12 protein-coding genes are annotated in these 14,237 nt (G+C 54.8%); 7 read left to right on the forward strand and 5 right to left on the reverse strand.

Features of this window, described 5'->3' with window-relative positions; genetic code table 11:
* The first annotated feature begins 176 nt into the window (after positions 1–176).
* From recQ to MKY12_RS05075, 5 genes are all read left to right on the forward strand, one after another.
* Complete coding sequence (gene recQ, locus MKY12_RS05055; protein WP_036727639.1) at positions 177–2,003, forward strand: DNA helicase RecQ; 1,827 nt, start codon at positions 177–179, stop codon at positions 2,001–2,003.
* Between the two features lie 15 nt (positions 2,004–2,018).
* Positions 2,019–3,956 (forward strand): B12-binding domain-containing radical SAM protein, encoded by a 1,938-nt coding sequence (locus tag MKY12_RS05060; protein ID WP_339313100.1) that lies wholly within the window; start codon positions 2,019–2,021, stop codon positions 3,954–3,956.
* A 457-nt stretch (positions 3,957–4,413) separates the two neighbouring features.
* A complete protein-coding gene (locus MKY12_RS05065; protein ID WP_339313101.1) occupies positions 4,414–4,923 on the forward strand; it encodes a GNAT family protein in 510 nt (169 codons plus the stop codon).
* Positions 4,916–5,500 carry a nucleotidyltransferase family protein gene (locus MKY12_RS05070; RefSeq protein ID WP_339313102.1) on the forward strand — a complete coding sequence of 195 codons (585 nt, stop codon included), beginning with the start codon at positions 4,916–4,918 and terminating at the stop codon, positions 5,498–5,500. The genes MKY12_RS05065 and MKY12_RS05070 overlap by 8 nt, the downstream gene beginning before the upstream one ends.
* Before the next feature lie 582 nt (positions 5,501–6,082).
* A complete protein-coding gene (locus MKY12_RS05075; RefSeq protein ID WP_339313103.1) occupies positions 6,083–6,934 on the forward strand; it encodes a hypothetical protein in 852 nt (283 codons plus the stop codon).
* A 546-nt stretch (positions 6,935–7,480) separates the two neighbouring features.
* Here the strand turns inward: MKY12_RS05075 and MKY12_RS05080 are convergent.
* The 4 genes from MKY12_RS05080 to MKY12_RS05095 form a co-directional block, all read right to left on the reverse strand.
* A complete protein-coding gene (locus MKY12_RS05080; protein ID WP_339313104.1) occupies positions 7,481–8,443 on the reverse strand; it encodes an alpha/beta hydrolase in 963 nt (320 codons plus the stop codon).
* An 89-nt stretch (positions 8,444–8,532) separates the two neighbouring features.
* The gene (locus MKY12_RS05085) at positions 8,533–9,501 is read right to left on the reverse strand and encodes a type I phosphomannose isomerase catalytic subunit (RefSeq protein ID WP_339313105.1); all 969 of its coding nucleotides are present in this window, start codon (positions 9,499–9,501) and stop codon (positions 8,533–8,535) included.
* 120 nt (positions 9,502–9,621) lie between these two features.
* Positions 9,622–10,218: a class I SAM-dependent methyltransferase gene (locus MKY12_RS05090; protein WP_339313106.1), complete on the reverse strand. Its 597-nt coding sequence runs from the start codon at positions 10,216–10,218 to the stop codon at positions 9,622–9,624.
* A complete protein-coding gene (locus MKY12_RS05095; RefSeq protein WP_209879751.1) occupies positions 10,218–11,174 on the reverse strand; it encodes a TIGR01212 family radical SAM protein in 957 nt (318 codons plus the stop codon). The genes MKY12_RS05090 and MKY12_RS05095 overlap by 1 nt, the downstream gene beginning before the upstream one ends.
* A gap of 245 nt (positions 11,175–11,419) precedes the next feature.
* On the opposite strand from MKY12_RS05095, the gene MKY12_RS05100 reads away from it, so the two are divergent.
* Positions 11,420–11,593, forward strand: a complete 174-nt coding sequence (locus tag MKY12_RS05100; RefSeq protein ID WP_179090500.1) for a hypothetical protein — start codon at positions 11,420–11,422, stop codon at positions 11,591–11,593.
* Between the two features lie 201 nt (positions 11,594–11,794).
* Complete coding sequence (gene trmB / locus MKY12_RS05105; protein WP_076160578.1) at positions 11,795–12,511, forward strand: tRNA (guanosine(46)-N7)-methyltransferase TrmB; 717 nt, start codon at positions 11,795–11,797, stop codon at positions 12,509–12,511.
* Positions 12,512–13,074: 563 nt separating this feature from the next.
* On the opposite strand, the gene MKY12_RS05110 is transcribed toward trmB, so the two are convergent.
* Positions 13,075–14,214, reverse strand: a complete 1,140-nt coding sequence (locus tag MKY12_RS05110; protein ID WP_339254358.1) for a glycosyltransferase — start codon at positions 14,212–14,214, stop codon at positions 13,075–13,077.
* Positions 14,215–14,237 lie beyond the last annotated feature (23 nt).

Raw genomic sequence — 14,237 nt, forward strand, 5'->3', positions numbered from 1 at the left:
CCTTCATAGGGCAGATGGATGAATCTATATAAAGTGTTGCTTGATCGTACGGTTTTTATGTAATTTCTATGTGTAAGGCCCGGAAGGAGTGCTATGATATCTGCTTCAGGCGGTTGCTTGGCAGCCGGTTGCCCGGTAAACTAAAAGGTAGAAAGCCTTAAGGAGTTTGAAGAGATATGGAGATGCAAGGATCATTAATGGAGCAGGCCCAGGCCGAGCTGCAAAAATATTACGGTTATCCCGATTTCCGGGACGGCCAGAAAAAAATTGTGAACAATCTGCTGGAAGGCCGCGATACGCTGGGCATTCTGCCTACCGGAGGCGGTAAGTCCATCTGCTATCAGGTTCCGGCGCTGCTGCAGCCGGGGCTTACCCTGGTCGTCTCACCGCTGATCTCCCTGATGAAGGATCAGGTGGATGCTCTTACGACGGCAGGGATTCCGGCTGCTTATATCAACAGCACCCTGAGCGGCAAGGAAGTGAATGAGCGCATCCGTGCGGCCCGCCGCGGCGACTTGAAGCTGCTCTATGTAGCTCCCGAGCGTCTGGAGCTGGACTGGTTCCGCCTGGAGATGGCGGGACTGAACATCTCCTGCGTAGCTGTGGATGAGGCGCACTGCGTCTCGCAGTGGGGCCATGACTTCCGCACCAGTTATCTGGCAGTGTCCCCGTTCGTGGAGCAGCTGCCGCAGCGTCCGATTCTGGCGGCCTTCACCGCTACAGCTACCCCGGAGGTCATGGAGGATATGGTCCGGCTGCTGCGCCTGCGCGAGCCGGGCGTCTTCATGACCGGACTTGGCCGCGACAATCTGGCGATGTCCGTGCTGCGCGGAGAGAACAAGCGCGAGTTCGTGCTGGATTACGCGGCTCAGCATGCCCATCAGCCGGGCATCGTGTATGCCGCCACCCGCAAGGAGGTGGATGATCTCTATCAGCGCCTCCAGGCCGCAGGAATCACCGCCGGGCGCTATCATGCCGGAATGAACGACCAGGAGCGGGCGGACAGCCAGGAAGGCTTCCTCTATGACGATATCCGCGTCATGGTCGCCACGAATGCCTTCGGGATGGGGATCGACAAGTCTAACGTGCGTTATGTCATCCATTACAATATGCCGAAGAACATGGAAGCTTATGTTCAAGAGGCGGGACGTGCCGGGCGTGACGGGGAGCCGAGCGATTGTATCCTCCTGTTCAGTGCGCAGGATATCATGACCCAGAAATTCCTGATTGAGCAGAACCCGCAGGACCCGGAACGTAAAGCCAACGAATACCGCAAGCTCCAGCAGATGATTGAATACTGCTATACCACCCGCTGCCTGCGCAGTGCGCAGCTCGACTATTTCGGCGAGAGTCATGACGATGATCACTGCGGGATTTGCAGCTCCTGTACCGACGAGCGTGAACTGGTCGATATCACCGTTGAAGCGCAGAAGATCTTCTCCTGCATCCACCGGATGCGGGAGCGTTATGGCGTGGCGCTGGTCTCATCCGTGCTGAAGGGCTCACGTAACCAGAAGGTGCTGCAATACGGGTTCGAGAAGCTGCCGACTCACGGCGCTATGTCCAGCCGCAGCGAGAAGGAGATTACCGAGATCATCAATATGCTGATCTCGGAAGGATATCTGGCCTTGTCCGAAGGCCAGTATCCGGTGGTCCGGCTGCAGCCGCTGGCAGCCGAGGTGCTGCGCGGCCAGCGCCAGGTGCATCAGCGCGTGGCCCGCACGCTGGTCACCTCCGGCACGCGGGACCGCAGCCGCTCGCGCGATACTTCGCCGTCTGCGGTCAACGAGACGGTGTTCGAGCAGCTGCGTCTGATCCGCCGCGAGCTGGCGGGGCGCGAGCATGTGCCGTCGTACATCATTTTCAATGATGCGACGCTGCGTGAGATGAGCGTGGTTTGTCCGCAGACAGAAGCGGAGATGCTGAGGGTGAAGGGTGTCGGTGAAGTGAAGTACCGGAAGTACGGCAAGGCCTTCCTGGAGTTTTTTCAAAATGACATGTAAAGAAGGTTATAAGGCATGAGAATCATCCTGGCCACATTAAATGCCAAATATATTCATACCTCGCTTGCGATCCGGCTGCTGAAGGCGTATAGCGAGCATGAGTTCGAGGATATCCTTTTGGCGGAATATACCATCAAAGATCCCGCGATGAACATCGTGTCTGACCTTTTTCAGAAGCAGCCGGATGTGATTGGCTTCTCCTGTTACATTTGGAACATCGAGGAGACCATCAAGCTGGTCGGTATTCTCAAGCAGGTCATGCCGGAGGTCAAGATTGTGCTGGGCGGGCCGGAGGTATCCTATGAGCCGCTCTACTGGATGAAGCGGGAGGCCGGAGTGGACTTTGTCGTGATCGGTGACGGGGAAGAGACCTTCCACCATCTGCTGCAGGAGATCCGGGATGAACATAAGTACCATTTCGTATACGGTGCGGCTTACCGCAAGGGCGAAGAGCTGATCGTTAATCCTCCCCGTCCCAAAAGTGATCTTAACACCCTGCCGACCCCGCACCGCTTCGCGGAGGATCTGCCGGAGCTGAGCAAGCGGATTGTTTATTTTGAGACGAGCCGGGGCTGTCCCTTCAACTGCCAATTCTGCCTGTCCAGCATTGAGGTGGGCGTGCGTTATTATGATATCGAACGGGTGAAGTCCGATCTGCTCTATCTGATTGAGGGCGGGGCCAAGGTGATCAAGTTCCTGGACCGCACGTTCAATATCAACCGCAATTATGCGATGGAGATGTTCCAGTTCCTGATCGATAATCATCAGGGCTGCGTGTTCCAGTTCGAGATTACCGCTGATATTATGCGTCCCGAGGTGCTGGATTTCCTGGCGCAGAACGCCCCTCCGGGCGTCTTCCGCTTCGAGATCGGCGTCCAGTCGACGAATGACGAGACGAATGAGCTGGTCAAGCGCCGCCAGAACTTCACCAAGCTGTCGCGCACTGTGATGAAGATCAAGGCCAGCGGCAACATCGACCAGCATCTCGATCTGATCGCCGGATTGCCAATGGAGGATTACGACACCTTCCGCAAGACGTTTAATGACGTCTTCGCCATGGAGCCGGAGGAGCTGCAATTAGGGTTCCTCAAAATGCTGCGCGGCACCGGGCTGCGCGCCCAGGCCGCCAAATATGACTATACGTATATGGAGCATGCGCCATACGAAATTCTCAGCAGCCATGTGATGCCGTTCGCCGATATTATCCGGCTCAAGCGGCTGGAGGATGTGCTGGAGAAGTACTGGAACAGCCAGCGGCTGGCTCATTCGGTCAAGTACCTGATCCGCCATGTCTTCCCGTCTCCGTTCGACTTCTTCCAGGAGTTCGGTGACTACTGGGAAGAGCGGGGCTGGCAGAAGATCGGGCATCAGCTGGAGGATCTGTTCACCCGGCTGCATGACTTCCTGACGGACCGGGGCACGGCCTCTATGGACATAGTCACCGGCCTGATGAAGCTGGACTACTTCCTCGCCCACAAGTACAAGCCCCGCAAGATCTGGTGGGACGATGTGCTTGATAAAGCGGAGTGGGCGAAGCACCTGAAGCAGATCGCCAGTCAGCCGGAGCTAATCTCGGCCAAGCTGGCGGAGGCCGGACTTAGCGAGCGGGAGCTCCAGAAGTTCATCGTGCTCGACGAGCTGCCGTTCCGGCTCGATCCGGTGCTGGAATCGATCAGCGGGCTGCGCTATGACGGGGAGCTTGGCGCTGAGGCGGAGGTTGGAGCTTCTGGCGAAGGTGAAGCAGTTGCCGCAATCAAGGCAGAAGTATCGCCTCCGGCGGTTGCCGGGGGAGGCGGGAGTGAAGGCCGGGCGGCTGCAACGGCGGTCGCCGCCGGGAGCGGGACGGCCCTGCCGGGTCCGCACCCCGGGGCAAGCGATGGCCGCACGCTGCTGGTCGTCCTGTATCAGCAGGACGAGAGCCAGCGGGCGCAGTATTATACGCTGCCTTTGTAGGGGAATGCCCCTGACTACACTGGACACCTGCCTGCCGATGCGGATGTATGCGAAAAACCGGACACATCCGGCGTTCCGTGGGCGCGTGAACCAAGTGTAATCGAAAAACCGACCACATTCGGCGTTGCGTGCCCACGTGGTCCAAGTGTAATCGAAAAACCGACCATATTTGGCGCTGAGTGCCCACGTGGGCCAAATGTAATCGAAAAACCGACCACATTCGGCGTTGCGTGTGCGAGTGAGCCAAATGTAATCGAAAAACCGACCACATTCGGCGTTGCGTGGTAGCGTGGGCCAAATGTAATCGAAAAACCGACCATATTTGGCGCTGAGTGGGCACGTGAGCCAAATGTAATCGAAAAACCGACCACATTCGGCGAAGCGGCCGCAAGGGAGCATGAGCGGGAGTCGGTTACCTATGGGGGGCATACAGTTGAGTCAGGAGCAGCACATATCATTGTTTAGATACGGTGACGAGCACGGGGAGCAATTCAAGGACCAGTTACTTGGCTTTAAGCTTCCGGCGGAGCAGTTGCAGTTCACCGGACTGCCGGAGGAGACGCTTCAGGATATCAAGGAGGATGCCGGTAAGGAGGGAGTGGTCATTACCTGTGGAGAACGGGCGGTGGGCTTCTTCATCCTTCATACTGGTGAAGGTATCTCGAATTTCTACCAGGACTACGAAGGAGCAGTTCTTCTCCGGGCCTTCCTGATGGACTGCGCCAGCCAGGGCCGCGGGTTCGCCAAAGCAGCGATGGCACTGCTGCCGGATTTTGTGCGCTGTCACTACCCTGAAGCCCGGCAGATTGTGCTGGCTGTGAATGAACGCAATACCGCCGCCAGTCAGCTATATCTCCGTGCCGGATTTCAGGATCACGGCCTGCGGCGCAGTGGTAGCAAGGGAACACAGCTGATTTTGCAATATGCGCTGTCTGGCGGGAGTGTGGGGGATTTGGGCGATGGATAGTTGCGATGAAATGTATAACCGTCTTACGGAGCTATTCACCCGCAATACACTGCTAATGGATATTTTTAAGCGTGCCCAAGGCTTGGCCCCGTTCCCTTACTACATAGGTGCAGGATGCTTGGTGCAAACGGTGTGGAATGAGCTTACCGGGCGTGCGCCGGGGTACGGAATTAGTGACATCGATATTATTTACTATGATGCAGCTGATCTGAGTTATGCTGCTGAGGATAAGGTGGTTGCGAAGGGCAAGAAGCTTTTTGCGGGAATTGCTATCCCGGTCGATCTCAAGAATCAGGCCCGAGTTCATCTGTGGTACCCCCAGAAGTTCGGTGTGGAGATCCAGCCCTACACATCGCTGGAAGCTGCAATTAATAGCTGGCCAACCACGGTGACTTCTCTGGGAGCACGGCTTGAGCTGAACGGTGACTGGAAGGTTTATGCCCCATTTGGTCTGGAGGATTTATTTCAATTAATTCTACGCCCCAACAAAGCACTGATCAGCGAGAAGATCTACGAAGCGAAGACGCAGAAATGGAAGTCGAAGTGGCCGGAGCTTACAGTGGTCCCTTGGGGGTAGTGAGACTCTGACCGTTTTTGGGCGAATAGACGGCGGAGCTTATCCTCCCGGGGAGACCCGGATTTGGGAATCTAAGGAGCTGCTGAGGAACCGTGTAGAGAAGGTGATTGACCAATATCTCGGGTTCCAAAAGGTGATCATTACCGGACACGGCATGGCTTTTCGTACCTTGATAGGGGAGGCTGCGGAAACACCACATGCTTCTATCAGCGAATATACAAAAACTCCGGAGTCTTCTGAAATATAAGCTATTTTCAAAAACACTTCTTTTATAAACACTTCATTGTATTTATCTCCATTAAGTGTTACGTTAAATGATGAGATGCAATTAAAGGAGCATATACCTTATCATGTGGATTACTCTGTAAGGATAAATTAACCGGAAGAATGCCAGCATTAGTGGAGAACACGATGCTATTAGGCATGTCTTTCTTTAATCTTACAGGGTATGCAGGGTGAGCTTGGTTCATAGACCGACTTCTGCGGATACCTTAGGGTATCTTTTTTTTGTTGCCGGGACACCGCATCTCAATGGCTTCTTATCTGCTTATCCTCCTAAATCGTGAATGGGGGAACTACTATATGCAACCTAAATTGATTTTTATCGAGGGCTTACCCGGCTTCGGGAAATCCACCACGGCGCAGCTGATTTATGACATTCTTGCTGAGTCGGGCACTAAAGCTCAGCTATTCCTGGAGGGGAATTTGGATCATCCGGCGGATTATGATGGTGTCGCTTGTCTTACAAAGGCAGAGTACGATGAGCTGTTGGGGATGTGGGCCGATTCAAGGCATGTATTAAGTCCGCGGACAACTGTTCATGACAGCCATTACCTGGTGGAATACCGGAAAATCCTAAATGAACACAGTTCCCGGGTTCCAAAGGAAGGCACGGATATTTTTGCCCGGAACGATGTGTATGAATTGTCGTTCGCGCAGAACAGGGAGCTGATTACAGCAAGATGGAGGCAGTTCGCGGAAAAGGCCTTGCAGGGGGCGGACACGTATGTGTTCGATTGCTGCTTTATCCAGAACCCGGTAACAATGGGCATGATTAAGCATGGGGCAGCCGAGGAAGACATTATAAGCTACACGTTGGAGCTGGAGGCCATCACGGCCGGATTGAATCCGCTGCTAATCTATATTGAACAGGACGATCTGGAGCATTCTTTCCGCAAAGCAGTCCGCGAAAGACCCCTGGAGTGGTCAGAGGGGTTCATTGAATATTACACCAAACAGGGGTATGGCTTTAAACAGGGGCACCAGGGCTTAGAAGGAACTCTGAAGGTTCTTGAGGCCAGACTGAAATTGGAAGAAATTATATATAACCGCATAAACATGCACAAGATCAAAGTCAATAATTCTTCGTATGATCTTCTGGCGTATAAGCAAGATTTAGCGGGGAGACTGGCAGGATATTTAGAGCGTGAATAAAGGGTCCTCGTAGAGTTACTGTTAATACCTGAGGTGATAATTTGGGTTTTGACGCGGTAAGTGAGGCTTAAGAAGAAGCCTGGAAATCGTGTATGAATTACAACATTCGCTGCTTCTGGAGCGTCAACATGGAGAAATCCTGCACAGAATGCAACAACTGGTGCTTCTAAGAGCGTTAATTTGTTAAAAATAATGCAAAAAGTGCAACATTTTCTACTGTGACGGTGCTGATAGGGTGGAGATCCTGCAAAAAGTACAACAATTGCTACTGCAGGATCAGCGGCAGACCTTACGTTACAGCTAAGGTGAGAATTACCACAGAGCTTAACTAACTGCTACGGTTAAATATTACCGATGAGGACGCTATACAGCTGCTACGGCAAAATAATCGAAAGAGAGGCACTCCGTCCGGGCGGAGTGCCTCTCTTGTCGTACTATACCTGCGGATCAAAGTGCAGTGGCGACATAGGTATGCACTGTGTTACACCACCGTAAGCATCAGACCAACGTCAGCACCAGACCAGTAAGTGCGTCTGCATCAATAGGCTAATCCGCCGTAGGCTGAAGCCGCATGGATTCGGCAGGCAGGTGGCGGGCGAGCCAGTCCAGCACATCGGCCGTGACCTCGTCCCGGTTGACCTCATTCAGCATCTCATGCCTTCCTCCCGGATACAGCTTGCATTCTACATCCTGAAGCCCCTGCTTCCGGTATAACTCAGCCAGACGCATCACCCCTTGACCGTTCATCCCCACAGGGTCCTTCTCGCCCGCAAACAGGTAGACCGGCTTGTCGCTGCATAGGTGCTGAAGAGTGGACCTGGTATGAAGCTCACGCAGCAAATGGAAGAAGTCCCGGAAGAAGCGGGTGGTGCAGATCGCCCCGCAGTACGGGTCTGCAATGAACTTATCTACCTCCTCCGGATCACTGCTGAGCCAGTCAAAAGCTGTGCGGACCGGAGAGAAGGACCGGTTATAAGCGCCGAAAACAATGCCATTCAGCAGTACACTGCGGTGATGATCGCCCTGCAGCCTTAACTGCATAGCCGACAAGGATTCTGCCAGCCGCAGCATGCTCCGGGGACCATTGGTGCCGCTGAGGATGAAGCCGCTGTAAATCTCATGCCCCTCTTCGCACATGAGCTTCTGAGCCAGAAACGAACCCATGCTGTGCGCGAACAGGTAGATAGGGGCATGCTCATGCCGGGAGCAGGCAACCCCCGCAAGCTGCAGCAGGTTGCGCCGCATCCAGTAGAAGCCGTTCTCCCCGCTGTCACCGAGCAGGTTGACTCTGCCGGCGGTAAGCCCATGCCCCCGGTGGTCATTGGCATACACGGCATAACCGGCTGCGGCAAGCGCCGAAGCGAACCGGGCATACCGCGCAGCCGTCTCACACATCCCGTGTGCAATCTGCACAATCCCCCGGATCTCTGTTCCCGTGTCCGGCAGCCATTCATAGACATGGATTTTGACATCTAAGGGATCAGTCATGGAAAAAGTGTTCTCAGTCATCGCCTGTCCTCCTGAAAATGAAGTTCAGCATTCCTAGCGTAAAGAGTACCTGGTGCTACCCTGATCCAAGTGAAACACAGTCCGTCTGCTTAAGGCAGATAAGAGCGCAGCACGGTAGATTGTCCTTCAATGCTGTAAGCGCCAAGGCTGGACGGAAGCAGATAGCATTCGCCCGCTGCGTATGGCTGGGAGCCGCCGTCCCAGATCAGGTGGCCGCTGCCTTCGCAGATCACCAGGATGGTGAAGCTGTCATCGGTGGTGGCGAGCTGCCATTCGCCGGACACCAGACCTTTTTCCACGATAAAATAAGGGGAGGAGGCAATCTGCAGCCATTCACCGGCCACTGCACCATCGGTCTTCATCGAAGTCGCGCCTGCGCCTTCATAGGCGGTAACATTCAGGGAATCCTCGATATGCAGCTCGCGCGGCTTCCCGTCCAGACCCGGACGGTCGTAATCGTAAATCCGGTATGTAGTGTCAGAGTTCTGCTGGATCTCCGCTACAACGACACCTGCACACAAGGCGTGTACAGTCCCGGCAGGAATATAGAAGGAGTCACCGGCAGCTACAGTCACTTCCTGCAGGCTGTCCATCACCGTTCCGTTCTCCAGCGCGACCTTTAGCATCTCGCGGGTGACGCCTTCCTTCAGGCCGTAGATGATTTTGGCGCCTGGCTTGGCGTCCAGCACGTACCACATTTCGGTTTTGCCCAGCTCTCCCTTGGGAAGTCCGGCATAATCATCCGTAGGGTGCACCTGTACAGAGAGGTTATCGTTGCAATCCAGCAGCTTGATCAGCAGCGGGAATCTTCCGCCTTCCTCCGTGATGCCCTTGCTGCCGAACCACTCGTGCCCGAACTGCTCACGGATGGCATCCAGGCCTTGTCCGGCCAGCTCACCGTTGACTACAGAGGAGGTGCCATTCGGATGATCGGCAATCATCCAGCCTTCGCCGATATGGCCTTCGGGCAGATCAAGGCCGAATTTCTCCAGCGCCCGGCCCCCCCAGACACGTTCTTTGAATTCCGGCTGAAATTTCAGAGGATATGGTTTCGTCATTACAACATCTTCCTTCCTGATAATTGAATTGGTGTTTTGTCTTGTCCCGGGCTGTCAACCCGATGATGGTGTCCCGGGAAAATACAATCGCTGCGAAAACTGGGCGATTGCAATCTCTGCTCAGCTTCTTTTCTTCTCTACCGCTACAACATAAGGGGCAGACTCGCGCTGAAGCTGGCGGTACACGATAGTCTGCGCGTCCTGCTGGGCCAGTCCGGCGGCCCAGGCTTCGACAGCGGCGGCTTCGCGGCCGCCGCCTTCGTGGCCGGGATACAGCACGGCCGTGATGATCCCGCCCGGGCGGAGCAGCGCAAGCGACGCCTCCAGCGCGGCCAGCGTGCTTCCCGGCTCGGTGATGATAGTCTTATCGGCATCGCCTGCGGGCAGATAGCCGAGGTTGAACATCACCGCCGAGGCCGTTCCGCGCCAAGCGGGCGGAACGGCTTCAGCCATTGCTGCATGGCTCTGCTGCAGCAGCGTCACGGGAGCCAGCGCAGCAGGCGCTTCCTCCCGGGCTAGCCGCAGGCGCTCGCCGGCAAGAGCCAGCGCCTGCGGCTGGATGTCGAACCCGTACACCCCGCCGCGCGGCCCGGCCGCCTTGGCGAGGAACAGGGTGTCGGCGCCGGTTCCCACGGTGGCGTCGATAGCCATTCCGCCGGGCGGGAGCCGCTCAGCGATCAGCTTATGGGCGAAGCTAAGGACAGACAGGAAGCCCATCAGCCCTTCCTCCAGTACTTACCCTGCCAGGTGTCCCTGGCAACCAGCTCCTGGTCAATGGCATTCAGCACTTCCCACTTCTTGAGGCTCCACATCGGGCCGATCAGAGCATCGCGCGGGGCATCGCCGGTCAAGCGGTGGACGATCATGTCCGGCGGCAGAATTTCCAGCGAGTCGGCAATGAGCTTCACATATTCATCCTGCTCCAGGAACCGCAGCAGCCCGGCTTCATACTGCTTCACCATCGGCGTTTTGCGCATGAGATGAAGCAAGTGGATTTTGATCCCCTGAACCCCCATATTCGCTACAGCAGCTACAGTCTCCAGCATCATCTCATGCGTTTCCTGCGGAAGACCGTGAATGATATGGGTACACACCCGGATGCCGTGACGGCGGAGCTTCGCAACAGCTTCAGTATAGCAGGCGGTATCATGCGCGCGGTTAATCAGATCCGAAGTGGACTGATGAATGGTCTGAAGCCCCATTTCCACCCATAGATAGGTGCGCTGGTTCAGCTCCGCGAGATACTCCACTACATCATCCGGCAGGCAGTCGGGGCGGGTGGCAATGGCGAGGCCGACAACCCCGGGCTGCTGCAAAATGACTTCATAATATTCCCTTAGCTCCTCGACAGGAGCATACGTATTGGTATAGGCCTGGAAATAGCCGATATATTTGGCATTCGGCCATTTCTGATGCTGGCGGTCGCGGATATGGTTGAACTGGGTGACCAGATCATCCCGGCGGCTTCCGGCGAAATCGCCTGACCCTCTGGCACTGCAGAACGTACAGCCTCCTTTGGCGATGGAACCGTCACGGTTCGGACAGGTGAAGCCCGCATCGAGCATGACCTTGAACACCTTGGTATCCATCTGCCCGCGCATTTCGTAGTTCCAGGTATGGAACCGTTTATCCCCCCACAGAAGCGGAGAGGAGGCCTGTAAAAGATTAGACATGTGCAGCTCCTTTCATTAACCTTCCCATTGTATCAAAAATCCGTGATGAACGTAACAATCCCTCCCGGAAATCCGCCGAAAAAAAACTAAAAATAGGCTGTGAATTACCGCCATCCGGCTTGAAAATGCTTACACATTATGTTATATTTAAAGTGTTAAAAAAGACGCTGCAGCAACCACAATCTTATGCTTGAATTCATAATTTCGTGTCGTCCGGTCCATACTAAACCTTAGAGGTGATAACGATGAATTCTCCAACGGTATTTGCTGATAACAAAGGTTCGATTGATGTGCAGCTGACTCCCGATGAAGCTCTCGCCCTGACAGGCGTAGAATTCAACGGCAACCACAAGATCAAGACAGAAGCGCAGCGGAAGATCCGCAATGCGTTCGAGAAGACCTTCGAGTTCGATAAATAAATGGCAGTCCGCTGAACGGCGGGCCGGTATTACAGATACAACACGCACGGAACTTTCGACCAGTCCAACAGGGGCGGGATGGAGGTTCCTTTTCTTTTGCTGAAATCCCTTTACTTTTGCCGGTAAGTTCGGCACAATATTGCAAGTGGCATTTATCCTATTCACAGATAAGGCAATAAAGAGATAAGCGGAGGAGTACCTATGCGTTTACGAGGAAGAAAAGGAATACGTGAAAGTCTTGAGGAGCAGACCGATCTGGTCATCCTGGAACCACGCAGCCTGAAGGGGCGCTGGTCCGAATTGTTCGGCAATGATCATCCGATTCATGTGGAGTTCGGAATGGGCAAGGGACAGTTTATCAGTCAAATGAGCTTCAAATACCCGGAGATTAATTTCATCGGCGTGGATATGTATGACGAGCTGGTGCGGCGCGCAGCCGAGAAGGCCCGGAATGTATGGGAGCCGGCAGGAGAAGAGACACCGCCCAACGTGAGAGTGGCCCTGGCCAATATCGATTACGCGGAGGAAGTGTTCGCTCCAGGGGAGCTGGAACGGATCTATCTCAACTTCAGTGATCCCTGGCCGAAAAGCAAGCATGCCCGCCGCCGTCTGACGCATCCGCGTTTTCTGGATAAATACCGCGGACTGCTCAGTCCGCTCGGCGAGATCCATTTGAAGACGGATTCCCGCAGCCTGTTTGAATTCTCGCTTAATGCCTTTGCAGACTATGGCCTGCAGATGAAGAATATTTCGCTTGACCTGCATGAGGGCGGCGTGATCAACGAAGAGCATGTAATGACCGAATACGAGACCAAGTTCTATGGACGGGGCGTGAACATTCACCGCTGCGAGGCAATTGTCGGAGACGAGGCGCTGAAGCAATATCAGGCCACCCGTCTGGACAAGTACCGCCTCTAGGCTGCGGGCAGTTTCCTGCAGCCTGTCAGCTGGCCTGTAAGCAGCATTATCGGTATTACAACAAAAGGCAGTCCGGTTCATTCATGCCGGACTGCCTTTTGTTGTTTGGGGAATTATGGTTTTTTTCTGTTGTGGATAAGTGGTGGGCAGGCGTGTGGCTCGAATGTATGCGGAAAACAGCATACATTGTGCTCACATGCAGGCGCATGGCTCGAATGTATGCGGAAAACAGCATACATTGTGCTCACATGCAGGCGCATGGCTCGAATGTATGCGGAAAACAGCATACATTGTGCTCATATGCAGGCGTGTGGCTCGAATGTATGCGGAAAACAGCATACATTGTGCTCATATGCAGGCGCATGGCTCGAATGTATGCGGAAAACAGCATACATTTGCTAGCGCGCAGGCATGTGGCCCTAATGTATGTGAAAAACAGCATACACTTGCTAGCGCGCAGGCATGTGGCCCTAATGTATGTGAAAAACAGCATACATTTGCTGGCGCGCAGGTAATCTCATTCACCCGTAAGGGTGATTTTGTGCCTTTCCTTACCTGGTTCTCTACTCCCCATGTTCTGCGCGCGGTTTATCCAGCATATCAATAATGCTTTGGGCGCTTTGCAGCGGGTTGTACCTGGAGATGGCCTCCAGATGGGCCTTGCGCGCCGCACGGACATTTCCGTAATCATTCAGCAGCCGCTCCATCCACCTGTCAACTACATCGAGGGAGCTGATCGGCTCTCCCAGTCCGGCGGCAGTGAAGTACCGGCAGTTCTCTTCTTCCTGGCCCGGCAGCGGAGAGTGAAAGAGCATCGGAATGCCCTTGGCCAAGCCTTCGCTGCAGGTCATGCCGCCCGGCTTGGTGACCAGCAGGTCGGACACCTCCATCAGCTTGTCAATCTCCCGGGTGAAGCCCAGCAGCCGGATGTTGGGATGCCTGAACCGCGGGTCTTGCATCATCTCCTGCAGCAGCTTGTCATTCTGGCCGAGGCAGAACACAATCTGCACCTTGTCCCGCCATCCGGCCAGAGCCGCATTCACTACTTCGTCATTCATCATGCCCCATCCACCGCCCATGACCATGACCGTCGGAACACCAAGCAGCTTGAACTGCTCTTGAATGTCTTCCCGGCCGTGCTGCTCCCAGAAGCTCGGGTGGACAGGAATGCCGGTCACCCGGATCTTAAAGGCGGCAACGCCCCGGCGGCGCAGCTTCGCCTTGACCTCAGGGGTGGATACCAGATAGCGGTCCACCTGCGGGCTGATCCAGCTGGCATGGGCGTCATAATCTGTAATGACTGTAATCAGCGGAGCCTTCAGCGACGGGTGAAGCCGCTTCAGGCGTGAGATAACAGCACCGGGAATGAAGTGGGTACAGACGATAATGTCCGGCTTCAGCTGCTTCACAATATTTTGGGCATGCGTATAAAACAAGCGGTGCAGGGCAAGTGTGGTAAGACGATTGAATGATTTCTGGTGACGGTACACATAGCCCATCAGCCGGGGCTGGGAGGTAACCGTCTTGCGGTATGCCGAGACAATGAGCGGGGCCACCTTGGGATTCAGGAAGCTCCCCAGCTCCAGCACCTTGGTCTGCACCTCCGGAGACAGCTTCCGCAGGCTGCTCGACAGCGCATATGCAGCCTGGGTATGCCCGGCACCGAAGCCCTCTGACAGCAATAATATTCTTTTTTTGCGCAATGTATAGTTCACCTGTTCCCTAG

Origin of the sequence: Paenibacillus sp. FSL M7-0896, assembly GCF_037975415.1 — a bacterium.
GTDB classification, from domain to species: domain Bacteria; phylum Bacillota; class Bacilli; order Paenibacillales; family Paenibacillaceae; genus Paenibacillus_AQ; species Paenibacillus_AQ silagei.

Coding starts and splice junctions, on each gene's coding strand:
- recQ (WP_036727639.1), top strand. CDS start 177: ATGGAGATGCAAGGATCATTAATGGAGCAGGCCCAGGCCGAGCTGCAA.
- MKY12_RS05060 (WP_339313100.1), top strand. CDS start 2,019: ATGAGAATCATCCTGGCCACATTAAATGCCAAATATATTCATACCTCG.
- MKY12_RS05070 (WP_339313102.1), top strand. CDS start 4,916: ATGGATAGTTGCGATGAAATGTATAACCGTCTTACGGAGCTATTCACC.
- MKY12_RS05075 (WP_339313103.1), top strand. CDS start 6,083: ATGCAACCTAAATTGATTTTTATCGAGGGCTTACCCGGCTTCGGGAAA.
- MKY12_RS05080 (WP_339313104.1), bottom strand. CDS start 8,443: ATGACTGAGAACACTTTTTCCATGACTGATCCCTTAGATGTCAAAATC.
- MKY12_RS05085 (WP_339313105.1), bottom strand. CDS start 9,501: ATGACGAAACCATATCCTCTGAAATTTCAGCCGGAATTCAAAGAACGT.
- MKY12_RS05090 (WP_339313106.1), bottom strand. CDS start 10,218: ATGGGCTTCCTGTCTGTCCTTAGCTTCGCCCATAAGCTGATCGCTGAG.
- MKY12_RS05095 (WP_209879751.1), bottom strand. CDS start 11,174: ATGTCTAATCTTTTACAGGCCTCCTCTCCGCTTCTGTGGGGGGATAAA.
- MKY12_RS05100 (WP_179090500.1), top strand. CDS start 11,420: ATGAATTCTCCAACGGTATTTGCTGATAACAAAGGTTCGATTGATGTG.
- trmB (WP_076160578.1), top strand. CDS start 11,795: ATGCGTTTACGAGGAAGAAAAGGAATACGTGAAAGTCTTGAGGAGCAG.